Genomic DNA, 24291 nt, shown 5'->3' with positions numbered 1-24291 from the left:
CTGACGACGCCAAACGGGCGCCGCATGACCTGAAGGAAACCGCAATGAACATCGTGCCTACCCGCGTCCAGGAACAGATCAGCCAGGTCGACCGCACGTACAGCCTCGTCATCGGGATCAGCGCAGGCATCGCCGCGCTGTGGTCCATCTATCGGGTGTTCTGGTTGGTTTACACCGCCGCGACGTTCTCCAGCGTCGGTTGGTCCCCCATCTCGCTGGTCTTCCCGTTGGTGCTGTGGAGTGTCTTCGCCCTCGGCGCCGCATTCGTGTCGGCAGCCTTCCTGCTGCGATACGCCAAGAACCCGGAATAGGTGGTTGGTGACCGGGAGGGGCCGCAGACCTCTGCGGCCCCTCTTCGGTCGTTGGTCACCGACGCAGTGCTGCTATCGAGCTACCACAGAAGTCACGTTGGTGAGACCACTGACCCTGAGGACCGGCATCAGCATCGGGTTGACGAGCAGGCGGATGCGCTCGGCCTGATCGAACAATGCGCCAATGGCGGCGCTGTCCAAGTACTCGACGCGGGTCAGGTCGATCGTCAAAACACCGCCGTCATGCGAAGCCGGGACCATCGCGTCGGCGATCGCGGTCGTGAACACGCCGACATTGCTCATATCGATTTCGCCGACCACACTCAGCACCGCGGTGCCGTCGTCAAGACTGGTACGGACCGAAAGTGGAGTGGCCATCAGGCGATCCCCGTGTGCATGCGAACTGTCGTGCCGGAATCACCCGGCTCTATGGTCACATCCTGCATCAATGCGCGCATCAGCATGATGCCTCGACCCCGAAATGAAGTGGGGTCGGCCTTCGGTGGTCGCCACGACCCAGTATCGACCACGGTCAGGTGCAATCGGTCCGCCAAAGCCGTCGCACGCAGACGGACCGTGCCATCGCGGTGCTCACGGTGTCCGTGCTCGATCGAATTGGCAACCGCTTCGCCCACGGCGATGAGCACATCCAACGTCTGTTCGGCATCCAGGCCGGCACGAATCAGCCAGCTGCGCAGCGTAGCGCGAGTCGACGCAAGCTCGCCCACGTCCGCGGCGATGTCGATTTCGAGTGACGCGGGCTGCCGGTACAGCAGAACGGCGACATCGTCCTGGTAGCCGTCGCCGGGCGCCAGGCGCGACATGATCTCATCGGCGAGGCCCTCGAGCGCGGTGTCCCGATTGTCTTTGACGAGATCGGTGGCACGGCGAATCCCCAGGTCCAGCGATTCACGACGACGCTCGATCAAACCGTCGGTGTACAGCAACAGCGTCGAGCGGGCGGGCATGGTCTCGCGGGCCTCGGGTCGTGAGCGGTCGTACCGCAACCCGAGCGGAGTCGCCGCCGCGCCGTCGAGCAACCGTGTGCTGCGATCGGCGTTGACGAGAATCGGCGGAGGGTGGCCGGCACTGGAATACACGATTTCTCCGGTGTCCGGATTCAGCACCGCGCAGAACGCCGTCGTACACCGCGCACCTTCCAGGCGGGCGGCGAACCGGTCGAGAGCCATCAGCGCCGCGGACGGGCTGGATTGTTCGAGTAGCAGTGCGCGACATGCGCTTCGGAGCTGACCCATCACCGTCGCCGCCGCCAGCCCGTGGCCGACGCAGTCGCCGACGATCAGGGCGACACGGCCGTCGTCCAGATTGACCACGTCGTACCAGTCGCCGCCGACGTGCAGCGGCCGGGTGGCCGGCTGGTATCGCACCGCGAACCCGCCCGAAACATCGGGACCGAGGATCGCATGTTGCAAAGCCAATGCGGTTTCGCGCTGCTGGTCCAGGTTGCGCAAACGCTGCAGCCCCTGGCCCAGACGCCCGGCGAACACGGTGAGCAGTGTGTGGTCCTCCGACGTAAAAGGCCGCCGCTCTTCGAGTTCGACGAACAACACGAGCACACCGTCCGGGTGCTGCAGCGCGATTGCCGCCATTCCGGGTTCCGTTGTGGCCGAGGCCAGTAAGTCACCACTCTGCCGCGCCCTGATGATGTCGCGAGCGCGGGGCGTCAACTGCTCCCACGACACGGGAGCACCGCTGCACACCACATCCGACGGGTCGCTATCGGCCTCGTCAACCGGGAAGGTGAGCGCCACCACGCTGCGCGCCGACCAGACGATACAAAGCTCATCGGCAGCTGCACGCACGGCATCGCCGAGCGAGTCTGCCTGTGCGAGTTGCTGATTGAGTGCAGCGAGTGCGGTATCGCGTTGCACCGTGTAGTGCTCGGCGGTGACGTCGCGGAACGTTCCGACCATGAGGTGGCGACCGTCATCGGGATCATCGATGTGGTTGAACGTCGCGGTCACCCATAGCCGATGTCCGTCACGATGGGTGACCGGCAGCGTTATCGTGCCGTGCGGTTCGTTCAACAGGGTCGCGAATGCCTCTGCCGCGGCATTGTGCGCATCGGGATCCGTGTCGGCCGATGGCCACCACGGGTAAATGGGTTGGTATGGCAGACCCTCGACGCCGAACCCGAGGATGTCGGTGAACGATGCGTTGATCTCGATGACGGTCCCGTGTTCGTCGCAGACGAAGAACGCTTCTTGCAGCGAGTCGACGAGCGCGGTGCGCCAGCGGGCGTGATGACTGCGCATCCGCGCCAGCCCGACGTTGGCACGCACACGCGCAAGCAGTTCCGCGGCCGCGAACGGCTTGGTGAGGTAGTCGTCGGCGCCGGCCTGCAGACCACCGATCGACGCCTCCTGCCCGGCACGTGCGGATAGCAGCAACACCGGTATCGCCACCGTCCGCGGATCCGAACGCAGAGCCGCCACCAGCCCCAGCCCGTCGAGCTGCGGCATCATCACGTCACTCACGACGATGTCCGGCAGGCTGGTACGAGCTGCGTCCAGGGCCTGCAGTCCGTCGGTGACCGCGTCGACCTCGTAGCCGTCGTTACTCAGCAGGCGCACCAGATAGTCGCGCATATCGGCGTTGTCGTCCGCGATCAGCGCGCGGATCGGCTTCCGAGTGTCCGCACCCGACGCGTCCTCACCTTGTACCCCGGACTCCTGGGCCGTTAGACGAGCCTCGGCGGGGATCCAGCGCAATGCCTCCTGCACATAGGGTTCGGCAATTGCCGACGATTCCCGGCTGGCATCCGCCGTCTCGACCTCGGCGGTGGGCAGATTCGCGGTGCCGCACGGTATACGAATGGTGAAGGTGGTCCCCACACCTTCGGCGCTGTCGGCCTCGATGCTGCCGCGGTGGGCCTCGACCAACTCCTTGACAAGGGCTAATCCGATACCACTGCCCTCGTTGGATCGGGAGCGAACATTTTCGATGCGGTGGAAGCGTTCGAACAGCCGGGGTATCTCCGCGGCCGCTACGCCGATGCCCGTATCCGCCACGGTCACCACCGCTTCGCCGTTCTCGCCGCGGACACCTACGGCGATGCTGCCTTCAAAGGTGAACTTCAACGCGTTCGAGAGCAGGTTGAGAATCACCTTCTCCCACATGTCGCGATCGATGTAGACGACATCATCAAGAGGCGGGCAGTCGACGACAAAACCAAGACCCGCCCGTTCGACAGCGGACCGAAACACGCTCGCAAGCTCTGCGGTGACGGTCGCAATGTCGACCGGCACGAAGTGCGCGTGGGTGCGGCCGGCCTCGAAACGCGAGAAATCCAGCAACGAATTGACCAGCTTGGTCAGCCGTAACCCGTTGCGCCACACGGTATCCAGTTCCTGGCGGGTCGGCTCGTCGAGTTCGGCACGACCCCGCAGCTGGTCGACGGGGTCGAGGATCAACGTCAGGGGCGTGCGGAATTCGTGGCTGATATTGGAGAAGAACGTCGTCTTGGCACGATCCAGTTCGGCCAGCTCTTCCGCCCGGCGTTGCTGGTCGCGGAAGCTTCTCGCGCTGCCGATACCGGAGGCGATGTGCCCCGCGACGAGCGTCACGAAGTCGCGGTAGGCATCGTCCAAGGGGCGGTAACGGTTCAGCGCAGCCACCAGGAATCCGCGAGGAGTGCCGCCCTGCTGCAGCAGCAACGGCACCAAAAGTGCCTCGGTGGGCGGGTCGCGCCAATCCCCCGTGGGCAGATCCGGCAACCCGTCCAGAACTACCGAGAGCGTGTCGCCGTCAGCAGCCTCGGCTACCGGCCACGGCCGGTTCTCGCCCGCGGGGATCAGCAAAGGAGCCGCAGGATGCCCGGGGGCGATACCGCTCGAACCGGTGAGCCGGGCGTCACCGCTGTCATCGAGCAGGTAGGTCAGCGTGAACGGGAGGTCGCGCAAATTTTGGCCGAGCTGGCGATCGGCGAAAGCGAGTGACTCTTCCTCGCTGCGCACAACGCTCGGATCGGAGCCAAGATCGCGCAGCGTCGCCATCCGCCGCTCGCCGATCACCTGCTGCGTGTCCTCGCTGACCACGCACAGCATGCCGACGATCTGATTGTCGTCGTCGCGCAGCGGACTGTAGGAGAACGTGTGATAGGTCTCCTCCTGGTATCCGGAACGCTCCAAGAAGAGCAACAGCTCCGAGTCCCAGGTGGCTTCTCCGGTGGACAAGACCCCGTCGATTCGCGGTCCGATGTCGTCCCAGATCTCCGCCCACACCTCCCGGGCCGGTCGGCCCAACGCCCACGGGTACTTCCGGCCCAGCGTGTCGCGTCGGTACGCGGCATTGCAGAAGAACGTCAAATCCGGTCCCCACGCCATCCACATCGAGAAACGCGTGGACAGCAGGATGCCGACCGCCGTCTGTAGGCTCTGCGGCCACTGATGCGGCGAACCGAGTGGGGTGCCCTCCCAGTCCACCTGGGCAAGGTCGAAACCGACTTCCGCGTCCGCGCTGAAAACGGTGGCCACGCCATCGTGCTCGCCGGCTGTACCGCTCATGTCAATGTCCATCGAGTGCGGCGGGGATACTCGGATAGACCCGCAGGATCGCGTCGAGCTTGGTGATCTGGATCGGACGCAGCACCTCTGGGTGGGCAGCGGTTACGCGGACGGCGACCCCCAGGGACTGTCCCTGCTCGTGGCATTCGAGGACCGCGTTGAGCCCTGCGCTGCCGAAATGCGTGACCCCCGAAAGATCGATGACCAGCAGCAAGGCCGGATGATCGAGAGCCCTCTTCAGGGCGGTATCGAGATGGAACTCCAGGTTGGTGAAACTCGCCGAATCGACCTCGCCGGCCGCCGATACCACGACAGCAGCGTCGCGAACGTCCTGATTCACTTCCAGTAGAGCCACGTCTCCGCACCTGTTGCTAGCCGATAATTGGATGTTCGGTACCCAATTTGCTGCTGGCGCACACGCTCATGCCTTGCCGTTGCGGTCGATGCGTTCATGCGCGGTGAGCAGCAGGTGATCAAACGACCGCCGCAGATCGCCGGGTTCGAAGTCGACGCTAGCGAGCTCGGCGACGATCTGTGTTGCCAGCGCGCGCAGTTTGGTGTTGGTGTGTTGCGAACGCCAGAGCAACAGCTCGAACGCTGCGTCGGCATCGATGCGGTAGACCAACATGAGGGCGCCTTTGGCCTGCTCGATCGCCGCGCGGGACTCCAACAGTTCGGGAAGTGAGGCGTCCAGGGCTTGGCGGCGCGTCTGGTCGAACGTGTCGGTCAAGTCGACGTAATAGCCCTCGGTTCCCACGACCGTGCCGACGTCATCGAGCATCCGGTCGGCGAGAACGATGACGGTGTGGACCCGGCCACCGGTGTCGATGAAGCGGTGACGGCTCGAGAGCGCCCCTCGCGAGAGCAGAGCATGGTCCAGCGCGTCCTGGACGTGCTGACGGTCGTCGGGATGCTTGTGGGAAAGCAACAACTCGGTCGTGGGCACGACCTCGCCGGGTTGATAGCCATGCATTCGAGCGACCTCGTCGGACCATTCCCACGACTGCCCGACGAACCAGAAGCGGAAGCTGCCGACGTGCAAGTCCGGCGACACCAACGCCGATCGCTCACCGCGGGCCGACACGCGGGGGTCGTACATCGTCAGATCATCGCATTAGTGAGCGCGTCCCGGCAGACATATGACGTTGGTGTCAGGGCGAGGCGACGACCCTCCACCGGGACCTTTGCCCCTAAACTCGAAGCGTGCGGAATGCATTCCATCAGCAGCTCGACGACCTGATCGTCGGAATCGCCGAGATGTGCGGTTCGGCGGGTAAGGCGATGGAATCCGCGACTCAGGCCCTTCTGCAGGCCGACTTGCTGCTCGCCGAGCAGGTGATCACCGACCACGAGGCCATCCTGCAACACGCCAGGAAGACCGAGGAGCAGGCCTTGACCGTTCTCGCGTTGCAGGCTCCTGTCGCCGGTGACCTGCGCGCGGTGGTCAGCGCCTTGAAAAACATCGCCGATGTCGAACGGATGGCCGCGCTGGCACTGCACGTCGCCAAAATCACCCGCCGACGGCATCCGCAAAAAGTGCTCCCGGAGGAAGTCAACGGCTACTTCACCGAAATGGGCCGCATCGCGGTCGATATGGGAAGCAACGTCAAGCAGGTCGTCCTTTCCATGGATACGCACCGCGCAGAACAGCTTGCGGACGACGACGACGATATGGACAACCTCCACCGTCACCTGTTCTCGGTGTTGATGGACAGGGAGTGGAAACACGGCGTGGCTCCCGCCGTCGACGTCACGCTCCTGGGCCGCTACTACGAGCGGTTCGCCGACCATGCGGTCGAGATCGGTCGCCGCGTCATCTTCTCCGCGACCGGAGAATCGGCCGTTTGACCCCGCGGGCGGAGCTCAGACTGCGGTCTGGCTCTGCTCGGTTCGGCGTCGCGTGCGCTCCCACGGCCAGGTGATCAGCGCCCACACGATGAGCACGATCGCCACCTCAATGAGCAGATACACCGGCCACGGACCAAGGAAGTCCAGTACCGACGCGGTCGGTGGCTTGCCGTTCAAGTAGCCGTAGTTGGTTCCGACGATCGCGTTGAACGTGAACGTGAACGCCCCCCACACCAGGGTGGCGATGATCGCGAACCGGTAGTCACGCCAGCTCGGCCGCATCCTCCGCCCCCACGTCAGGTAAATGGCCGCCCACACGACCAGCACGTGCAGCGCGAAGAAGGTGATGAAGAGGTGATGGGGAAAATCCGGCGACCCCTCTTCTGCGGTACCGACGTCGGGTGTGATCAACGCTTGCGAGCTGAGCACGAGGCACCAGTAGTAGGTGAGCACAAACGCCCAATGCCGTTGTGTCCAGAGGGCGTAGACCGCGACGAGTTCCGCGACATCGCAGAGCTGCAGCGGTATCGACGTGTCAAGGACCGGGCTCATCAGCTTGTACGTCAACGCCACCAAAAACATCGCGAGGATGACGAGCGCGAAACCCCGGCTGAAGAGACGAGCCTGGGCTTCGGTCTGCTTACGTCCACCCCAAACGAGCAGTGCCGCGCCTATCGCGAACACCGCGAGCACGATCAGATGCGACGGCCCGTACGCCGTGAATTCCCGCTGCGCTGCCAATAGCTCCATCAGATCCCCTGTTTTGAAGAACCCTATTGCCTCTGGCCCGCGATGGCGCGTCTTGTCGCAGATCGTGTCGAGCAAGCGCTGCGCTTCGTCTTGGTGCGCTGGGGTGTGTCGGCGCCGCTGGTCCACGGTGCACGGGCGAATGCATCCAGCTGGGACGTCAGCGCCCGCGCTATGCCTCCGCCGGTTCGTAGCGCAGCATGGTGACGTCGTGTTCGGGATAGTCGAAGAAGACCGGCTTGACGCGCATGCCGACTCGCAGATCGGCAGGGTCCACGTTCACCATCTCGGTGGAAAACCGTGGCCCCTCGTCCCATTCGACGATCGCCAGCAGCTGCGGTACGGCATCGGCGAAATGGGGTCCGACGGGTCGGCGCGCGACGGTGAAGGAGTACAGCGTGCCCATCCCCGAGATCTCCCGCCACTCGAGGTCAGCCGCCAACGTACGCGGAGCACGTACCCGTGGATAGAACACCCATGCGTCGCTGGAAGGCGAGTACTGGATGCGGATGCGGTGCTGCGACAGCGCGTCCCAGAATGGTGCGGTGGTGGGCGTTTTCACCGGCATCGGTCGTTCGAAGGTTGCCATCTGGTCAATCTCCTTCGAGGATGAGCGTGGTCTGCTCGGAAAGGATTCCGCCGTTGCCCGAGACGAACGCGCGGTTGCAGTCCGGTACCTGAGACTCGCCCGCTCGGCCCATGATCTGCCGCGTTGCATCGCACACGTGGTGCATACCGCCGGCCAGCCCGGCCTGACCGAAGCCGAGTTGGCCGCCCGCCGTGTTGAGCGGGAAGTCGCCGCGGAACGTGAGGTCGTGCTCGGCGACGAACTCCATCCCCTTGCCCTTGTCGCAGAAGCCGGCATCCTCGAGGCTGAGCAGCACCGTGATCGTGTAGCAGTCGTAGATCGACACCATGTCCATGTCTTCGCGCCCCAGATTCGTCATGCCGAACGCGGTGTCGGCGGCCTTGGCGATCGGCGTCTGCAGAAGATCCTGTGCATAGGTGGGGGTTTTGAACGGGACGTGTTCGCCGAATCCCTTGATCCACACGGGCCGATTGCGTGACCGCTTGGCGACATCGGCGTTGGCCACCACGACAGCCGCCCCGCCGACACAGGGCATGACGATCTCCAGCATGTGCAACGGATCGGCGATCACCGGGCTGGCCAGCACGTCCTCGACGGTGAGCGGTTTGTCCTTCCAGATGGCACCTTCAGTGTGGTTGGCGTTGAACCGCTGATCTACGACGATCTTGGCCATCGCGCGCTCGTCATATCCGTACACCGCGGCGTAGCGCTGGGCGACCTGGCCGTACGGTCCGTTCTGACCGAGGTTGCCGTAGGGGATCTCGAATTCGGCTTGGGGCGAACCGTATTGGTTGCTCGAGGAGCCGAAGAACACAGCGTCGACGAGCGGTTTGGGCTTCTTCTCCGACATGTGGGTGATGTAGCGGGACGGGATCGTGCAGAGCACGACGTCGCAGAGCCCCAGCTCGACGGCCGCCGCGGCGCGCCACACCATGCCGGCAGCACTGGCGCCGCCGAGGTCGACGAGTTCGGCGAGATTCGCGTCGATGCCGAGGTACTCGGCCACGGTCGACGGCACGAAGATCTCCGATTCCCCCAGGTGTGACGTGACGATCCCGTTCACCCACTCCGCGGGAATTCCCGCATCCTCCAGCGCGGCGGCGGACAGCTCGGCCCACTGCTCGAGTGTGAACGGCCCCGGCGCGGCGGTGCTCATCCGTTCCGGCGGCAGCTCGACATAGCCGACGATCGCCGCTTCTCCGCGTAATCCCATGCTGTGTCTCGATTCTCGCTGTTCTCGGCTGCCCTACTTGCGGGGCAGACCCATGATCATCTGGGCGATGATGTTGAGCTGGATCTGGCGGGTGCCGCCGCCGATCAGTTCGGCGGGGAGCCGCAGGTACGGTGCGACGATCGCGGGTTCCGACTGTTCGACCACCGCAACGGGGCCGGCCAACTCGAGCGTGGCCTTGAAGGTGCGGCGCAGCATGATGCTGGTGGCCACCTTGGCGATGCTCGACGCGGGTCCGGCGCTTTGTCCGTCGAGCAGCCGAATCGTCTCGCGCACGCCGAGCGCCTTGATCGCGTTGCTGTAGGCATCCAGTTCGCCCAGCGCGCTGAGCACCGTGCCCTGATCGGGCCCGGCCTCGCCGGCGAGATGCCGCAGGGCACCGGCGCGGTCGATGTGCACGTACGCGCCGATCGCCACACGTTCTTGGGCCATCGTGGCGATCGCGAGACTCCATCCGTCCGTCGGTCCCCCGAGCAACATCTGGTCGGGCACGAAGACATCGGCGAGAAACACCTCGTTGAAATGCGGGTCACGGTCCGCCGTCTTGATCGGTTGGATTTCCACACCCTCGGCACGCATGTCGATGATGAAGTAGCCGATGCCCTTGTGCTTCGGGGCATCTGGGTCAGTTCTCGCCAGCAGTGCACCGTAGTCGGCGTATTGCGCCGACGACGTCCAGATCTTGTGGCCGTTGATGCGCCATCCGCCGTCGACCTTCACCGCACGTGTGCTCAGTGCCGCGAGGTCCGATCCGGCACCGGGTTCACTGAACAGCTGGCACCAGAGCAACTCACCGCGCTGTGTCGGCGGAATCAGTTGCTGCTGAAGTTCTTCCGATCCCGAGCTGATGAGCGACGGCAGGATCCACTCGGCGATGTTGAGCGACGGGCGTACCAGATCGGGCCGCTTGGCGAATTCATCGTCGATGATCAGCTGCTGCAGGGGCGTCGCGCCCACGCCCCACGGGGGTTGCCAATGCGGCGCCATCAAACCGGAGTCCGCGATGAGCGTGCGCTGGGGCCCGGTCGCCAGGTGGTCGTAATCCCCAAGCGGACTCGGCTTGTCGTTACGCAGTTCGAGCGCCCGGTCCAGCACGTCGGCAATCCTCGCGCGGAATTCCGCTTCGCTGTCGCCGAGCTTCACCGACATGTCGCGAACATGCATCCGGCTCAGTTCGCCGAGGCGACGCGACCATCCGGTGATCGGCCCCATCGAAGCAGCCAAACTGGTCACGCGTCGCCAGTGCAGGTGCACGTCGTGCTCCCAGGTGAACCCGATCGCGCCGAACATCGTCAACGCGTCGAGCAACAGCTCGGGAGCAGGCGCGACCGCCATGATGGCGGCGCCGGCAGCCGCCAGTTGCCGTTGCTCCGGCGCTTCGTCCGCGGCGCGCACCGCGTCCCACGCTGCCGCCGAGGCCAGTTCGCTGTTGACGAGCAACATCGCCGCTTCGTGCTGGAGCGCCTGAAAGGTTCCGATGGGCTTGCCGAACTGTTCCCGGGTCCGCAGGTGCTCGGTCACCGCATCGACCGCCCACTGCAACGTTCCGGCTGAGGCGCAGGCCGATAGTGCGACGGCGATATCCCATGCCGCGTCGTCGTCGATGCCGTTCAGCACCAGCGTATCCGGCACGTCGAGATCATCAAGGTGCAGAATGCCGACGTCGACGGTGAGGTCAGTGCCGCCACGCGCCTGTACCGACACCTCAGCGGCAGCCGGATCGACGACGCACCACAGCGTCTCGCCGTCCGCACGCCGGGCGGCCACCAGTATCGCCCCGGCCGAGCACAGCCCGAGAACGTCGCCCGACGATCCCCTCACGCGCCATGCGCCGTCGACAACGTTCGCGCGCAAGTCGCCGAACTCAGGTAGCACGACGGTGGCGGCAACCCCAGCGGCGAGATCGCTCAACAACGTGTTCGCTGCGGGCGCACTGTCGGCCGAAAGAGTGATGGCGCCGGCGACAACTGTCGGCAGCAGCGGCCCGGGTAGCAGCGCGGTGGCCGCGGCCTCGATGACGCACGCCGCATCCACCAGCGAACCGCCCTGTCCGCCAATGGATTCGGGGAGGTGTACCGCGTGAAAGCCTTGTGCTACAAAATCATCCCACCACTTGGGCAGCGTTCCTTCAGCAATCTCGTCGAACGAGCCGCGGGTCTGGTCCACAGCGGCATGCCGTGCCGCGAAGCGGCCGACCGCCTCTTCCAGTTGCCCCTGCTCCGGGGTGAGCCCGATCGGCACGTCACGCCGCCTTTCGTTCTTAACAAGACGGACCGTCTCGTCTTGTGGCACACTACGGGTTGTCCGACGCACCGGCAACCGAGGATGCGCCACATGGTCCGCCAAGTCACAGCTCCGCGCCGCCGCAGCGAGAAGTCGCGCGTCGCGATCGTCACCGCAACGCGTGAGTTGCTGCTCGAGCGCGGCTTCGACGGGACGAGCATCGAGGCCGTGGCCGCCCGCGCCGGCGTCGGTAAGCAGACCATCTACCGTTGGTGGCCCACCCGTCCTGCCCTGGTAGCCGACGTTCTGCTCGCCGATGCGGACAAGATCATCGCCGCGGTGAAGCACACCGATGACCTCGTCGACGACCTGGTGCGGTGGGCGGGCAGGCTGGCCGCGACGTTGACCACCGAGCGCGGATCGGCGATGTTGCGCATCCTCACGGTGGCCTGCATGGAGCACGAGGACACGGCGATCAGGCTGCGCGCGGGATTCAGCGCACCGCTACTGGACAGTGTTCGCATGCGACTGCTTGCAGGTGCCGTGGACGAGGCGACCGCCGCATCGGCGGCAGACGCGATCGTGGGGGCGGTTGTCTATCCGATTCTGTCCGAGGGGCGCGGGTACGGGCGAAAGCGGGCCGAGGCCACCACACGGCTGATCATCGCGGGGCTGGCGATCTAACAGTTCGTCCTCGCTTTGGTCACGAATGGAGCCCGAGGATCCTCTAATCGGGCCGGCGGTGATTGGATCGCCTGAGCGGCCTGCATTGACGAACGGCCCGGAGGTCACAATGGTGCCGCAGTTGATCTTTCTGTTGGTGGCGGTCGCCGCCACTGCTGCTGTATGCGGCCATACCGCATCGGCGATCGCGCGGCGCAAGAAGCAGAGAACGCGTCGGCACTTCACCGTCGGCTTCTTGTGCGGATTCACCGCGGGCGTGATCGTCCGTCGAAACTGGCGCGACATCGCCCACCTAGTCGGTCGCACAATCAGCTCGACGCCGCGTCGACTGGGCCGGCAGCCACAGCGCGTCCATCGACTGCCGTTGGCGTTGCCGCCCCTTCGGCGCTAGCCCGACCGATGAATAGACCGGCGCCGATCGCCGCGTGCGCCGGAGGCTCTAAGCTGAATTGTGGATGTTCACGCCCGGCACAACATCAATATCGTCGGCGCCCATGACGGTCCGACCATCTTGTTCGCGCACGGCTTCGGATGTGATCAAACGCTATGGCGCCACGTAGTCGACGAACTGAGGTCGGACTTCCGTTTGGTACTCATCGATCTCGTCGGCTCGGGATGCTCGGATCGGAGCGCCTGGGACGCGAACAAGTACTCCTCTCTGGCCGGATACGCCGCCGACATTCTGGAGATCCTCGACGAGCTGGATCTGCGCGAGGTGGTATTCGTCGGCCATTCCGTGTCGGCGATGATCGGCGTCTTGGCCACGATCAGAGACCCCGGCCGATTCGCCAAACTCGTCCTGCTGACGCCCTCGCCGCGCTACCTCGATGATGACGATTACCGCGGCGGTTTCTCGGCTGCGGACATCGACGAACTCCTGGAGTCCCTGGAGCAGAACTATCTTGGGTGGTCTCAGGCCATGGCGCCGGTCATCATGGGCACCCCGGACCGCCCCGACCTGCAGGATGACCTTGCGGCAACCTTCTGCCGCACCGACCCGGAGTGTGCCCGCGTGTTCGCCCGCGCCACGTTCCTCTCGGACAATCGCGCCGATCTGCCGCTGATATCGCTACCCACACTGGTGATCGAATGCGCGCAGGACACCATCGCACCGCGCGAGGTGGGAGCGTACGTGCATGCCCACGTCCCCGGCAGTCACATCGTCACCTTGAACGCAACCGGGCACTGCCCGCATGTCAGCGCCCCGCTTGCCACCGCCGATGCGATTGCTGCTTTCGCCCGGTCGACATGACCGATCACTCCATCGAGGATTCTTGGCAACACGCTCCGAGCGGACAGATCATCGCCGACACCGACGGACGCATGATCCAAGTGAATGCCACGTTGATGAAGTGGCTCGGATACGAGCCTGATACGTTGCGCGGCAAGCTATTCACCGATCTCCTGACCGTCAGTGGACGCATCTTGTACGACACTCATTTCGGGCCACTGCTGAACATGGGCGGCGAACTCAACGGTGTGACGGTCGACATGGTGTCTGTTGACGGGGCACGGCTCCCGATGTTTCTCACCGCGAACGTGAAGAGTGATGCCTACCGGAAGCCGCAATTTCTTCGAATCAGCATCGTGGACGCATCCGATCGCCGTGCCTACGAAGCAGATCTCCTACAGGCCCGCCAGCAGGCCGAAAGAGAGCAGGGGCGAGTCAGGAAGTTCGCCGAAACGTTGCGACGCTCATTGCTTCCGCCGGTGTTGTCACCACCTGCCGGCCTGGAAGCCGCCGCGTACTACTTCACCGCTTCGGTCGACGAGGTGGGTGGCGATTTCTATGACCTCTTCCCGCTGTCGCGCACGACGTGGGGATTCTTCCTCGGCGATGTTTCGGGTAAGGGCGTCGAAGCCGCCGTGGTGACCAGTCTCACCCGGTATACATTGCGCGCCGCGGCCGTTTACGACGACGACCCGATGGAAGTCCTGCACAACCTCAACACCGTCCTGAGCCAGGAACTCGGTGGCGAACTCAGCCGGTTCTGCACCCTGATCTTCGGGAAACTGACCATGAGCGGCGAGGGCTTCGACGTCCACCTGGGCAGCGGCGGGCACCCGCCACCCCTACTGTTCGGCGCCGACGGCGGCGCCTACTACGTCGACACCATCGGCGGCCACGCCGTCGGCATCACATCCGAGCCGCACTTCGTCGCCAGCCGATTCGTCCTCGTACCCGGCGACACGCTCATGCTCTACACCGATGGGCTTACGGAAGCCCTCACCGGCGTCGGCCGCGAACGATACGACGACGAAGGTGCACTCCTGCGTTTCGCTAAAGCACACTCGCCGACATCCGCATCCCACATCGTCGAATCCGTGTCCGGCCTACTCGAGGGTCTCGGTGCAGGCGTCGAGGACGACACAGCCGTGTTGGCGCTCGGCGTCCCGCCAAGGCGCTGAGCACCCGGACCTGACTCCTCGCGTCGCCCGATCACGACGAAACGTTTCAGATGCCCCTCCCAGCGGTATCCCACCGCCAAGGCTCATCCGGGCCGTTGTAAATAAGCGAAGGAAGACGTCATGGGTGCAGGCGACAAAGCAAGCAACAAGATCGATAACGCGGGCGGCAAGGCCAAGGAGGCCCTGGGGAAGGTGACCGGCGACAGCAGCACCGAGAACGAGGGCAAGATCGATCAGGCCAAGTCGAACCTCAAGGACGCCGGCGAGAAGATCAAAGACGCGTTCAAGAACTAGCCGACTTCAAACCGTGGCTGGCCCGCCGTCCCTGATGGACGGCGGGCCATTCGCACGACGATTACGCCGCAAGCAATCGCTGGAAGAACTCGCGATACCGCTGCAGGGCCAGACGTAGATCTTCGGTGGACGCCTGCTCCCCTTTCGCCCACTGCGCCTCGAGTCGTGAGCGGGCCTCGGAGAATCCCGCCGTCACCTGCTCGACAACCTCGGCCACAAGGGTGTCGGCCTTTTGCACGCACTCCGCAGGGTCGTCGACGAACACCGCCTGAATGTCGTCCCAGCGCGACCGCAATCCGGAAGTGTCTGCGTCAAAAAGCAACTCGTCAGAGGGCGGCTGAACTTCAGCGCTCGGTGACACCGTCTCCGGTTGAGGTGACTCGGCGGGTGTGCTTGACGCCTCTTCATGAGCGACCAATGGCTCGTCGGGTGGGGGCGATGCTTCGGTCGGCGCGTTGGATGCGCCAGTGTCATCCCACGCTTCTGGTGAAACATGTTGTGCTGGAACAGGTTCCCTACCAGGCTCCGAGAATTCAGGCTGAGCGGACCGCATGGGGGCACTTTCGTTCTGCTGGTCGTGAGTGGTCATGCCGTCGCCTCCTTTGGCGTGTCATTCTCGATTGCGCGTTCTGCTCCGAGCAACTCTTCGAAGAGCGCGCGATAGTGAACGAAGGCCTGGCGCTGCGCTTCCGTGCCGATGTCGGCCTTCTCCTGCGCCAGATGCAGGGTGTGCGCGGCGCGATAATGTTCGACCGTGCCGGGGTGATCGACCGAGATATCCGAGGCGCGCTGGTCGAAATCGCTTATTGGATAACCGCGTTCGCGCATGACCTCGGTCACCAGGCGGTCTGCGTAGCCAACTGCGCTCGAGGGGTCGTCAACGAACGAGCGTTGAACCTCTACCCACTGCTCCGAATACCGACGGTGGGCCTCGGGAGTCAACGCGACGATGTCGAGATTCTTCCGTTTTCGTTCACGCGCAACTAGCTCGTTCTCGGCGGCGCGTCGATCTCCGGCATCCTCTACGGCATGCTCATACTCCGGACCGAAATGTTGCTTTAATCGCCTCGTTCTCCTCCGACCGGTCGCGGCCAAGACCACGGCGAGTAGCAAGGTCAGCGCGATGAGAACACCTGCTGCGATGAAGAACCAGCTCCAGACGGGCATCGTTCCACCTCCTGTGGGGCGGATACCCGGCCTTCGCCGACGGAAACGTCAATTTTTCGCGCGGTGGAGCCCTGCCCTGGCCTCAGCGCAATGTCGTGACGATGTGGATCTCCGAGGTCAGGGTCTGATGAATCGGGCAGCGTCCGGCGATCAGGAGCAATCGTTGCCGCTGGGCGTCATCGAGATCGCCGAACAACTCAATGCCGAGATCGATATGGTCGAGCATTCCGATGCGAGTTTCGCAGTCTGCACAGTCTTGCGCGTGAATACGCGAGTGCCGCAACGAGACTCGCACTTGGTCCAGCGGCCAGTCCTTGCGATTGGCATACATCCGCACTGTCATGGAAGTACAGGCGCCGAGCGCGCCGAGTAGCAGATCGTAGGGTGTCGGACCCGCATCCTCGCCGATCGGCCGCGGCTCGTCGGCAACCAGTTGGTGCTCCCCCACGCTGATCCGCTGGGTGAGGGCTTTCGGGTTCATCCCCTCCACGACGACGGTGGTCTCTGTCGACGCCGGATCCTCGGCCGTCTCGGGTGTTGTCATGCCCGACCTTATCGCCCAGCTCAGGGCCAGGCAGGACCATTCGCCGCCTTGTGAGACCGCCTGCAACCCGGTGCGGGGCCAGGTCCAGAATGTCCGAATGCGATTCGGAAACTTCATGGCGCCGTTCCATCCCACTGGACAGAATCCGACGCTCGCTCTCGAGCGTGACCTCAGACTGATCCAAGCGATGGACGAGCTTGGATTCCACGAGGCGTGGATCGGCGAGCACCATTCCGCCGGGTTCGAGATCATCGCTTCACCGGAGGTGTTCATCGCCGTCGCCGCCGAGCGAACCAAGCACATCAAGCTCGGGACCGGCGTCAGCTCGCTGCCGTACCACAACCCCCTGATGCTCGCGGATCGCATGGTGCTGCTCGACCATCTCACCCGAGGCCGGGTCATGCTCGGCTGCGGGCCAGGCCAGCTCACCTCCGACGCGCATATGCTCGGCATTCCTGCCGATGAGCAGCGACCCCGTATGGAGCAGTGCCTCGACGCGATCATGCGATTACTGCGCGGCGAGACCGTCACCATGGACACCGACGGATTCACGCTCCAGGACGCCCGGCTGCAGCTGAAACCCTACAGCGACCCCTGCTTCGATGTCGCTGTCGCAGCGTCCTTCTCCCCCACCGGCCCACGCGGAGCGGGCAAGCACGGGATAGGCATGCTGTCGATAGCGGCGACCGCGAGACAAGGCATGAACATGCTCGCCCACCATTGGTCGACGTGGGAGGAGGTCGCCGCAGACCATGGCCATGTCGCCGACCGCTCCAAATGGCGACTCGTCGGCCCGATGCACCTCGCCGAGACTCGCGAGCAGGCCGAACGCGACGTCGAATACGGAATCGCCGAATTCTCGCGCTATTTCAGCCACATCCTCCCGGCCGGACCTGTACAGGGCGACACTCCGGCGGAGATCATCGCCAACAATCGTGAGTCCGGCTTCGCAGTCATCGGGACACCCGAGGACGCGGTCGCCAAGATCGAGGAACTCGTCGAGGCGAGCGACGGCGGATTCGGCGCATTTCTGTTGTTCGATCACGACTGGGCGCCTCCCGCTGCCAAGCTCAAGAGCTATGACCTCTTCGCGCAATACGTGATCCCACATTTCACGGGCCAACTGAAGGGACCCTCCGCTTCGGCCGACTGGGTAGCCGCAAGCGGCACCGAGTTCGTCGACCGCGCGTCGCATGCGATCGGCAAGGCGATCGAGGACCACGCGGCCGAACGGGCGGCGCGTCCCGCCACCTAAATCAACAGCGTTGGCAGGCCAGGCTCAACGCCTTTGCTGTATCGCAACGGACCACACATTCGCCTGTCGACGGAATCGAACAGGTGTCCGCTTCCGGTGGACGGCGAATTTCCCTCCGCACTCTGACAGAGTGCCCTCATGCGGCTGGTCACAGGGCCTCAAGACGGGTTCGTTTCTTGGGATCGGTAGCCCTTCGGGCCGTCTTTACTCAGTGATGTAGGGGCGCCACGGACGTGGCGCCATGACTCGTAGGTAGAGCGGCACGAAAACGAAAGGAGCCAGCCGTGAACACACACATCACTATTCACACCGTCGCCCAGGCGACGCCGCGGGGAGCACGCGCGACTGGCCTCTACGCGCTGAAGCCATGGTTCACCGGGCGCTTGACATTCGCCGTCAACGCCGCCGTCGCTCGACAGATGTCTCCGGACGTGTTCACCGCCGCCGGCGTCGTCGCGGCCGGTGCGGCTGGAGTCGCGGTCGCGTTCGGCTGCTGGCCGCTCGCGGCGGTGTTCATGGTGCTGCGGCTTGCCGGCGCCAACCTCGACGGTGCGGTCGCCCGCGCCCGCGGCGTCAGCCGGCCCTGGGGCTTCGTCGTCAACGAGATCGGTGACCGCACCGCGGATCTGTGGCGTTCGCCGGCCTCGCGGTATGGGCCGCACAGCAGAGTGGTCCAGATATGAACTGGCAGTCCTGGCCGGTTCTCCTGGTCCTGCTGGCCGCGATCGCCGCGACACTCCCCACGTTCGCATCGCTGGCCGCGGCCGGGGCGGGCGCAACCCGACGCAACGGTGGCCCGCTCGGAAAGACCGAACGCTGCCTCGTCGTGGTGTTGGCGACCGCCTTCCCAGGCCTCATGCCTTTCTTGCTCGGGCAGCTGGTGACTGGTTCGCTCATCACGGCGGTGCTGCGCCTGCGGGCCGCGCACCGCGAACTGAAAGCGCAGCAAGTCGAGCCGATGGCCGACGTAGTACCGTTCGCTCGCTTGACGCGCGCCGAGGCGGCCTGACATGGCGATCGTTGAGTCGCTCATCGACCGGTACTTGTGGTTCGTTCACCTCGATCGGCGGATGCCGCTCAATCTCGACCTCGGCCCGCTGCACATCCATCTCTATTCCCGCGCCGTGTTTTTCATGTGGGTGACGGCCGCGCTCCTGGCGCTGGCCGGGATCGCGGTGCTCATCTCGCGTAAGCCCGAGCTGGTCCAAAAATGGCGCACCTGGGTACTGATCGCCCCCATCGTCGGCTTTCCCATGTGGATCGGCGAGGGCACCACCGCCGCGCTGGCCGCCGTACTGGCCGTCGTCGCCGTAATCGAATATTCGCGACTGACGCAACTGGCGAAAGCAGACACCTGCGTCCTGGTGGCACTGGCCGTGATTTATCCGTTGGCGGCCTGGCTGCGCCCGTCGCTGCTGCACCTTGCGCCTGTCGTTCTGCTGCTGTGCGCGCTGCCGTCGGTGCTCGGTGGCGACGTCGAGAACGGCGCCAAGCGCAGTGCTTTCACCGCGTTCGGTTCGGTTTGGATCTGCTGGTCGCTGTCTCACCTGGTGATGGTCTGGCCGGATTCGTTCCTCGTGTGCTTCGCCGTCGCGGCCACGGATGTCGCCGCGTGGTGCGGCGGAAAGGGCTTGCGCCGTATGGCCTGGGCACGCCGCCCACTGTCCCCGTTGAGCCCCAACAAGACGATCGGCGGTTTGGTCGGCGCCATCATCGGGGCGTTCATCATCCTCACGCTGCTGGGGACCATCTCGATCGGCTTGCTGATCGCTGTCTCTATCGGCGGTGTCTTCGGCGACCTCCTCGAGTCCATGTTGAAGCGGCAGGCGAAGGTCAAGGATGCCGGCGACTGGCTGCCGGGCTTCGGCGGTCTGCTCGATCGGATCGATTCGCTGTTGCTCGTCCTCCCGTTGGCGTACTTCCTAGGATGAGCGTTCTCATGATGTGTCCTCCAGCGCCCGCGATCACCATCCGCTCCGGCGGCTGGCAACGCACGTTCGCCGCGGGTCACGACGTCGTCGTCGGGCGGGATATCCATGCCGACGTTCGCATCCCGCACCCGGCAATCTCCCGCTCGCATGTGATCCTGCGCTACCTCGACGGTGGCTGGGTCGCGGTCGACGACAACAGCTTCAACGGAATGTTCGTCGCGGACCAACGCGTGCAGTCCGTCGAGATCGACGATCAGCGGACCATCCATCTCGGGGCGCCCGACGGGCCGCCCCTGACGTTCGAGCTCGGCACCGCGCCACCAGCGGACGACAGCCCCACTCAGTCAAGGGATTCCATCACAATCGGCCGCTCCGTCGACAACGACATCGTCGTGCCGGATGTGCTGGCGTCACTTCACCACGCCCAGTTGGTCACCACGGGCGTTGCCGTGCAGTTGCAGAACACCGATGGCAGAGGCACATTCGTCAACGGCGAGAAGGTCGCCGACGCCACACTGGATGAGGACGACGTCGTGACGATCGGCAACGTCGACTTCGTCTACACGGGTGGTTCCCTGGTGCGTCGCACCCAGCCGGCCACGACAACAGGCGGACTCGAGGTCCGCGATGTGAGCTTCGCGGTCGGACGCGATGCCCTTCTGCTGGAACGGATTTCGCTGGATGCCCGCCCCGGCACGTTGACAGCGGTGATCGGTCCCTCGGGCTCGGGAAAGTCCACGCTCTCCCGGGTGATCGTCGGTGCCGCCCGCCCGAGCGGCGGCTCGGTGTCATTCGACAGTCGCGACCTGCACGACGGATACGCGTCACTGCGCAGTCGGATCGGCATGGTGCCCCAGGACGACGTCGTGCACGGGCGGCTCACCGTCGCGCAGGCGCTGGGATTCGCCGCGGAACTGCGGATGCCCGCTGACACGACCGAGGCCGATCGGCGGCGCGTGATCGCCCAGATTCTCGAGGAACTCGAGTTGAGCGCCCACGCCGCTTCCCGCATCGACAAACTGTCCGGCGGGCAACGCAAGCGGGTGTCGGTCGCCTTGGAGCTGCTCACCGGCCCGTCGCTCCTGGTGCTCGACGAGCCCACCACGGGCCTGGATCCGGCACTGGACCGGGCCGTGATGACGATGCTGCGCCGCCTCGCCGATGCGGGACGCGTGGTCGTAGTGGTCACGCATTCGTTGACGTTCCTCGAGGATTGTGACCAGGTGCTGCTGTTGGCGCCCGGCGGTAAGACCGCCTTCTGCGGTCCCCCCGCCGAGCTCGCATCGGCGATGGGAACCACCGATTGGGCTGACATCTTCACGATGGTGAGCGCGGATCCCGACGACGCTCAGCGACGGTTCATCGAACGCTCCGAGCCGACGGTCGAACATCCGGAGGAGGCACCGCCGGGTACGAACGACACCGCTTCACAACTGGAGGCAGGCGCCGCGGTGCAGGCACCGCAACCGGCACCTACCAGCAGGTGGCGCCAATTCGCCACGATCGCCCGCCGCCAACTGCGGCTCCTGATCGCCGACCGCGGCTACCTGGCGTTCCTCGTGGTGTTGCCGTTCATCGTCGGCCTGCTGCCGCTGACCGTCACCGGCCATGCGGGCTTCGGACATCCGCCGTCAGATGGCTCCGCGCCGTTCGAGCCCAAACACGTCATCGCATTGATCAGCTTCGCCGCAATATTGATGGGAGCGACCCTCACCGTTCGCGACCTGGTCGGCGAGCGCGCCATCTTCCGCCGCGAGCAGTCGGCCGGGTTGTCGGCCTCGGCGTACCTGCTCGCCAAGATCGCCGTGTTCGGTGCGGTCGCCGTCATTCAGTCAGCCATCTTGGTTCTCGTCGTCACGGCACCCGGAATCGGCAAGCCCGGACCGTCGGATGCGGCCGCACTGGGCATCCCCATGCTGGAGCTGTTCGTCGGAGTCGCGGCGACGTGCGTGGTTGCGGCGGTACTAGGGCTGGCGCTATCGGCCCTGGCGCGAACCAACGATCAGGTCATCATGCTGCTGGCGGCGGCGCTCGTGACGCAACTGGTGTTCGCGGGCGGCTTCATCCCGGTGACGGGGCGGCCGGCACTGGAGACCATCGCGTCAATCATGCCCGGACGGTGGGGATTTGCTGCCACGGCGTCGACGGCGGATCTGACCAATCTCGTCGCCGGAATCGCACAGGACTCGCATTGGCAGCACTCGGCAACGACGTGGCTTTTCGACATGGTCATGCTGGGTGTGTTGACAGCCCTGTGCGCCGGCGTCGCACGGTGGAGGCTGCGCCTCCCGACCGGATGACGACTGATATACAGAACGGCGTAACCCAACGCCTAGGAGCGCCGCCGCAGCATGACCGCCGATGCAGGGACGTCACCGGCTCACCAATTGTTCGAACAGCCTCGGCCCGACGGCGACTTCCGGTTCTTTCAACTCGGACATGTTGTCGACGACGTACTCGCTGGAGCGTCCAGATGGGCAAGCGCGTTCGGCATCGGCCCCTTCCACGTCCTGCCGGTGCTGGAGCAGCAAGCCACCTACGGAGACGAAATGCGCTCGCTCCAAATCCAAGTCGCCGTCGCACAAGCCGGACCCGTACAAATCGAACTGATCCAGCAGCACTGCGCTGGAACGGCGTCGACCCGGTCCGGATCATGACGCGTGACGGCTACCGCGTACCCGACAAGCCTGAGGTCCGGTGACGATGGTCGACACTGACTTGACAGGACCGCTGCGCGGCACGGGCACCCCGATGGAGAAATCAGTCCTCGGCGCTCTCGACAATCTCGAACACGCGCTGCACCTGGAACCTCAGGGCGGCAACCGGTTTCGCGTCGGCAACGAGCCCGGTCGGTTCGGTCGGGTCTTCGGCGGCCAGCTCCTGGCACAGGCCGTGCTGGGCGCCGCCGAGACCGTCACCGACCACGTACCGCAGTCGCTGCACGCGTACTTCGTCCGATCCGGCGTGTCGGATGCCCCACTGGACGTTGCGGTCGACCGGGTGCGCGACGGACGGTCCATGGCGACCCGGCGGGTCGACGTGCTGCAGGGCGGGCGCAACGTCCTCACCGCGATCGCCTCGTTCCACACCAATACTGTCGAACCCGAACTCCCCCAGCTGCCTCTCGACTCACCGCCGCCCGAAGCTCTACCCCTACTGCAACACTGGGTTCAATACACGCCGACGGAGATGCGCGAGAACGCATCGACGTGGATCGATGTGCCACCGCCACTGGAGATGCGGATCGCGGAGCCACCGACCTTTCTGGGTGGTGCCCAGACAGCCGGCCCGCGATCGCATTGGATGCGGCTCCCGCGCGACATCGGCGACCGCCCCGCCGTTCACCACGCGATGCTGGCCTACGCGAGCGATTACCTCCTCGTCGACATGGCATTTCGTAACCATCCGCAGCGCCTGGGCTACGGATCTCTTGCGGCCCTGAGCCTGGACCATGCCATCTGGTTTCACCGTCCCGTGCGTTTCGACGAATGGCACCTCCACACGCAGGAAACGGTGTCGCTGAGCGGGCATCGGGCGATGGTCCGCGGAAGCATCCGCGATGCGTCCGGACGTATGGTCGCCAGCACGGCGCAGGAAGTGCTCGTCCGACCCCACGGGTGAAGCCGTCGTTGACTTCGGTCGTATCGCAGCGGAATGTGTAGAGGCCAATTAACGAAAGGTGATGATGACTAAAGCAGTGGGCCGGGTGGCCGGCAAGGTCGCGTTCATCACGGGCGCGGCGCGCGGTCAGGGCCGCGAGCACGCGATCCGACTGGCCGAGGAAGGCGCCGACATCATTGCCGTCGACGCCTGTACCGACATCGACGGCGCCCCTTACCCCTTGGCCACCGAAGCTGACCTGGACGAAACAGCCGCGCTGGTCGAGAAGTTGGACCGCCGCATCGTCACCGCGAAGGCCGACGTCAGGAACGTCGAGGCGCTGGGAGTCGCGCTGCAGCAAGGGATCGACGAGCTTGGCCGGCCGGACATCGTCATCGCCAACGCGGGGATCAGCGGCAGCCCCGCGCCCGCCGCGATGATCGAGGAAGCCGCCTGGCAGACGATGCTCGACATCAACATCACCGGGGTCTGGCACACGGTCAAGGTGGCGGTCCCGCACATGTCCGACGGCCGGGGCGGATCGATCATCCTGGTGAGTTCGATGTTGGGACTTCGCGGTGGCGGCTACATGGCTCACTACGCGTCGGCCAAGCACGCAGTCGTCGGCTTGATGAATTCGCTCGCCAACGAACTTGCCCCGCAATGGATTCGGGTGAACTCAATCCATCCTGGAAACGTCCGGACACCGATGATCGACAACGAGCAGTTCCATCGCACACTGCGGCCTGACCTCGCCGAGCCGACCATGGCCGACGCGGGCGAGATCATCGGAACTTTCCACATGCTGCCGGTGCCGTACTTCGAGGCACGTGCGGTCAGCAACGCGGTGCTGTTCCTGGCCTCGGATGAGGCCAAGTACATCACCGGCGCGGCGCTCCCGATCGACGCGGGAGCGACCGCGAAGTTCTGAG

General features: G+C 64.9%; 26 protein-coding genes. 15 read left to right on the top strand and 11 right to left on the bottom strand.

The genetic code is table 11. The annotated features are described in order from the left end of the window. Positions 1–44: 44 nt before the first annotated feature. Positions 45–311, top strand: a complete 267-nt coding sequence (locus M1248_RS17575; RefSeq protein WP_163724904.1) for a hypothetical protein — start codon at positions 45–47, stop codon at positions 309–311. Positions 312–383: 72 nt separating this feature from the next. Here the strand turns inward: M1248_RS17575 and M1248_RS17570 are convergent, their stop codons facing one another. From M1248_RS17570 to M1248_RS17555, 4 genes are all read right to left on the bottom strand, one after another. Then, a complete protein-coding gene (locus tag M1248_RS17570; protein ID WP_163724901.1) occupies positions 384–689 on the bottom strand; it encodes an STAS domain-containing protein in 306 nt (101 codons plus the stop codon). Further along, positions 689–4837, bottom strand: coding sequence for a SpoIIE family protein phosphatase (locus M1248_RS17565; protein ID WP_317149206.1), 4149 nt, complete (start codon positions 4835–4837; stop codon positions 689–691). The genes M1248_RS17570 and M1248_RS17565 overlap by 1 nt, the downstream gene beginning before the upstream one ends. A 1-nt stretch (position 4838) precedes the next feature. Continuing rightward, positions 4839–5192 carry an STAS domain-containing protein gene (locus tag M1248_RS17560; RefSeq protein ID WP_317149205.1) on the bottom strand — a complete coding sequence of 118 codons (354 nt, stop codon included), beginning with the start codon at positions 5190–5192 and terminating at the stop codon, positions 4839–4841. Between the two features lie 66 nt (positions 5193–5258). Beyond that, a complete protein-coding gene (locus tag M1248_RS17555) occupies positions 5259–5936 on the bottom strand; it encodes a PAS and ANTAR domain-containing protein (protein ID WP_317149204.1) in 678 nt (225 codons plus the stop codon). A 104-nt stretch (positions 5937–6040) separates the two neighbouring features. Between M1248_RS17555 and phoU the strand changes: the two genes are divergently transcribed. Then, the gene (gene phoU / locus M1248_RS17550) at positions 6041–6685 is read left to right on the top strand and encodes a phosphate signaling complex protein PhoU (protein ID WP_163724889.1); all 645 of its coding nucleotides are present in this window, start codon (positions 6041–6043) and stop codon (positions 6683–6685) included. Positions 6686–6700: 15 nt separating this feature from the next. Here the strand turns inward: phoU and M1248_RS17545 are convergent, their stop codons facing one another. The 4 genes from M1248_RS17545 to M1248_RS17530 form a co-directional block, all read right to left on the bottom strand. Next, complete coding sequence (locus M1248_RS17545; RefSeq protein WP_163724885.1) at positions 6701–7435, bottom strand: TIGR02206 family membrane protein; 735 nt, start codon at positions 7433–7435, stop codon at positions 6701–6703. A 169-nt stretch (positions 7436–7604) separates the two neighbouring features. Beyond that, positions 7605–8021, bottom strand: coding sequence for a Zn-ribbon domain-containing OB-fold protein (locus M1248_RS17540; RefSeq protein WP_163724882.1), 417 nt, complete (start codon positions 8019–8021; stop codon positions 7605–7607). A 4-nt stretch (positions 8022–8025) separates the two neighbouring features. Next, entirely contained in the window at positions 8026–9234 is a 1209-nt protein-coding gene (locus M1248_RS17535; protein WP_317149203.1) for a thiolase family protein, read from the bottom strand. A gap of 33 nt (positions 9235–9267) precedes the next feature. After that, complete coding sequence (locus M1248_RS17530) at positions 9268–11493, bottom strand: acyl-CoA dehydrogenase (RefSeq protein ID WP_317149202.1); 2226 nt, start codon at positions 11491–11493, stop codon at positions 9268–9270. Between the two features lie 93 nt (positions 11494–11586). Between M1248_RS17530 and M1248_RS17525 the strand changes: the two genes are divergently transcribed. The 5 genes from M1248_RS17525 (at position 11587) to M1248_RS17505 (ending at position 14862) form a co-directional block, all read left to right on the top strand. Further along, positions 11587–12159: a TetR/AcrR family transcriptional regulator gene (locus M1248_RS17525; RefSeq protein WP_317149201.1), complete on the top strand. Its 573-nt coding sequence runs from the start codon at positions 11587–11589 to the stop codon at positions 12157–12159. Between the two features lie 85 nt (positions 12160–12244). Then, positions 12245–12550, top strand: coding sequence for a hypothetical protein (locus M1248_RS17520; protein ID WP_317149200.1), 306 nt, complete (start codon positions 12245–12247; stop codon positions 12548–12550). A gap of 60 nt (positions 12551–12610) precedes the next feature. Beyond that, positions 12611–13411: an alpha/beta hydrolase gene (locus M1248_RS17515; RefSeq protein WP_317149199.1), complete on the top strand. Its 801-nt coding sequence runs from the start codon at positions 12611–12613 to the stop codon at positions 13409–13411. Beyond that, entirely contained in the window at positions 13408–14568 is a 1161-nt protein-coding gene (locus tag M1248_RS17510) for a PP2C family protein-serine/threonine phosphatase (protein ID WP_317149198.1), read from the top strand. The genes M1248_RS17515 and M1248_RS17510 overlap by 4 nt, the downstream gene beginning before the upstream one ends. A 120-nt stretch (positions 14569–14688) precedes the next feature. Further along, entirely contained in the window at positions 14689–14862 is a 174-nt protein-coding gene (locus M1248_RS17505) for a CsbD family protein (RefSeq protein ID WP_163724865.1), read from the top strand. 61 nt (positions 14863–14923) lie between these two features. Here the strand turns inward: M1248_RS17505 and M1248_RS17500 are convergent, their stop codons facing one another. The 3 genes from M1248_RS17500 to M1248_RS17490 all read right to left on the bottom strand — a co-directional run bounded on the left by M1248_RS17500 (position 14924) and on the right by M1248_RS17490 (position 16573). Continuing rightward, positions 14924–15451, bottom strand: a complete 528-nt coding sequence (locus tag M1248_RS17500; RefSeq protein ID WP_317149197.1) for a hypothetical protein — start codon at positions 15449–15451, stop codon at positions 14924–14926. Next, positions 15448–16029, bottom strand: a complete 582-nt coding sequence (locus M1248_RS17495) for a hypothetical protein (RefSeq protein WP_163724859.1) — start codon at positions 16027–16029, stop codon at positions 15448–15450. The genes M1248_RS17500 and M1248_RS17495 overlap by 4 nt, the downstream gene beginning before the upstream one ends. Positions 16030–16111: 82 nt before the next feature. Next, positions 16112–16573, bottom strand: coding sequence for an OsmC family protein (locus M1248_RS17490; protein ID WP_317149196.1), 462 nt, complete (start codon positions 16571–16573; stop codon positions 16112–16114). Between the two features lie 97 nt (positions 16574–16670). Here M1248_RS17490 and M1248_RS17485 point away from each other — a divergent pair, with 97 nt between their 5' ends. The 8 genes from M1248_RS17485 to M1248_RS17450 all read left to right on the top strand — a co-directional run bounded on the left by M1248_RS17485 (position 16671) and on the right by M1248_RS17450 (position 24290). Continuing rightward, positions 16671–17828, top strand: coding sequence for an LLM class flavin-dependent oxidoreductase (locus M1248_RS17485; protein ID WP_317149195.1), 1158 nt, complete (start codon positions 16671–16673; stop codon positions 17826–17828). Between the two features lie 284 nt (positions 17829–18112). Beyond that, positions 18113–18511 (top strand): hypothetical protein, encoded by a 399-nt coding sequence (locus M1248_RS17480; protein ID WP_317149194.1) that lies wholly within the window; start codon positions 18113–18115, stop codon positions 18509–18511. After that, the gene (locus M1248_RS17475) at positions 18508–18837 is read left to right on the top strand and encodes a hypothetical protein (protein WP_317149193.1); all 330 of its coding nucleotides are present in this window, start codon (positions 18508–18510) and stop codon (positions 18835–18837) included. Before M1248_RS17480 ends, M1248_RS17475 begins: the two co-directional genes overlap by 4 nt. Before the next feature lies 1 nt (position 18838). Further along, positions 18839–19759, top strand: a complete 921-nt coding sequence (locus M1248_RS17470) for a phosphatidate cytidylyltransferase (RefSeq protein WP_317149192.1) — start codon at positions 18839–18841, stop codon at positions 19757–19759. A gap of 8 nt (positions 19760–19767) precedes the next feature. Then, positions 19768–22059 (top strand): ATP-binding cassette domain-containing protein, encoded by a 2292-nt coding sequence (locus M1248_RS17465; RefSeq protein WP_317149191.1) that lies wholly within the window; start codon positions 19768–19770, stop codon positions 22057–22059. A 51-nt stretch (positions 22060–22110) separates the two neighbouring features. Continuing rightward, positions 22111–22416: a VOC family protein gene (locus tag M1248_RS17460; RefSeq protein ID WP_163724843.1), complete on the top strand. Its 306-nt coding sequence runs from the start codon at positions 22111–22113 to the stop codon at positions 22414–22416. Positions 22417–22462: 46 nt separating this feature from the next. Further along, entirely contained in the window at positions 22463–23380 is a 918-nt protein-coding gene (locus M1248_RS17455) for an acyl-CoA thioesterase (RefSeq protein WP_317149190.1), read from the top strand. 64 nt (positions 23381–23444) lie between these two features. Then, entirely contained in the window at positions 23445–24290 is an 846-nt protein-coding gene (locus tag M1248_RS17450) for a mycofactocin-coupled SDR family oxidoreductase (RefSeq protein WP_317149189.1), read from the top strand. The last annotated feature ends 1 nt before the right edge of the window (position 24291 follow it).

The sequence above is a fragment of the Mycobacterium sp. 29Ha genome (assembly GCF_032883055.1).
GTDB lineage: Bacteria > Actinomycetota > Actinomycetes > Mycobacteriales > Mycobacteriaceae > Mycobacterium > Mycobacterium gallinarum.
This window is presented reverse-complemented; position numbering and strand designations above follow the sequence as displayed.

What these genes read in the sequence shown, in the direction of transcription:
- M1248_RS17575 (WP_163724904.1), top strand. Translation starts at nt 45, where the DNA reads ATGAACATCGTGCCTACCCGCGTCCAGGAACAGATCAGCCAGGTCGAC.
- M1248_RS17570 (WP_163724901.1), bottom strand. Translation starts at nt 689, where the DNA reads ATGGCCACTCCACTTTCGGTCCGTACCAGTCTTGACGACGGCACCGCG.
- M1248_RS17565 (WP_317149206.1), bottom strand. Translation starts at nt 4,837, where the DNA reads ATGAGCGGTACAGCCGGCGAGCACGATGGCGTGGCCACCGTTTTCAGC.
- M1248_RS17555 (WP_317149204.1), bottom strand. Translation starts at nt 5,936, where the DNA reads ATGTACGACCCCCGCGTGTCGGCCCGCGGTGAGCGATCGGCGTTGGTG.
- M1248_RS17545 (WP_163724885.1), bottom strand. Translation starts at nt 7,435, where the DNA reads ATGGAGCTATTGGCAGCGCAGCGGGAATTCACGGCGTACGGGCCGTCG.
- M1248_RS17540 (WP_163724882.1), bottom strand. Translation starts at nt 8,021, where the DNA reads ATGGCAACCTTCGAACGACCGATGCCGGTGAAAACGCCCACCACCGCA.
- M1248_RS17535 (WP_317149203.1), bottom strand. Translation starts at nt 9,234, where the DNA reads ATGGGATTACGCGGAGAAGCGGCGATCGTCGGCTATGTCGAGCTGCCG.
- M1248_RS17525 (WP_317149201.1), top strand. Translation starts at nt 11,587, where the DNA reads ATGGTCCGCCAAGTCACAGCTCCGCGCCGCCGCAGCGAGAAGTCGCGC.
- M1248_RS17510 (WP_317149198.1), top strand. Translation starts at nt 13,408, where the DNA reads ATGACCGATCACTCCATCGAGGATTCTTGGCAACACGCTCCGAGCGGA.
- M1248_RS17505 (WP_163724865.1), top strand. Translation starts at nt 14,689, where the DNA reads ATGGGTGCAGGCGACAAAGCAAGCAACAAGATCGATAACGCGGGCGGC.
- M1248_RS17500 (WP_317149197.1), bottom strand. Translation starts at nt 15,451, where the DNA reads ATGACCACTCACGACCAGCAGAACGAAAGTGCCCCCATGCGGTCCGCT.
- M1248_RS17495 (WP_163724859.1), bottom strand. Translation starts at nt 16,029, where the DNA reads ATGCCCGTCTGGAGCTGGTTCTTCATCGCAGCAGGTGTTCTCATCGCG.
- M1248_RS17490 (WP_317149196.1), bottom strand. Translation starts at nt 16,573, where the DNA reads ATGACAACACCCGAGACGGCCGAGGATCCGGCGTCGACAGAGACCACC.
- M1248_RS17485 (WP_317149195.1), top strand. Translation starts at nt 16,671, where the DNA reads ATGCGATTCGGAAACTTCATGGCGCCGTTCCATCCCACTGGACAGAAT.
- M1248_RS17475 (WP_317149193.1), top strand. Translation starts at nt 18,508, where the DNA reads ATGAACTGGCAGTCCTGGCCGGTTCTCCTGGTCCTGCTGGCCGCGATC.
- M1248_RS17470 (WP_317149192.1), top strand. Translation starts at nt 18,839, where the DNA reads ATGGCGATCGTTGAGTCGCTCATCGACCGGTACTTGTGGTTCGTTCAC.
- M1248_RS17465 (WP_317149191.1), top strand. Translation starts at nt 19,768, where the DNA reads ATGATGTGTCCTCCAGCGCCCGCGATCACCATCCGCTCCGGCGGCTGG.
- M1248_RS17460 (WP_163724843.1), top strand. Translation starts at nt 22,111, where the DNA reads ATGACCGCCGATGCAGGGACGTCACCGGCTCACCAATTGTTCGAACAG.
- M1248_RS17455 (WP_317149190.1), top strand. Translation starts at nt 22,463, where the DNA reads ATGGTCGACACTGACTTGACAGGACCGCTGCGCGGCACGGGCACCCCG.
- M1248_RS17450 (WP_317149189.1), top strand. Translation starts at nt 23,445, where the DNA reads ATGACTAAAGCAGTGGGCCGGGTGGCCGGCAAGGTCGCGTTCATCACG.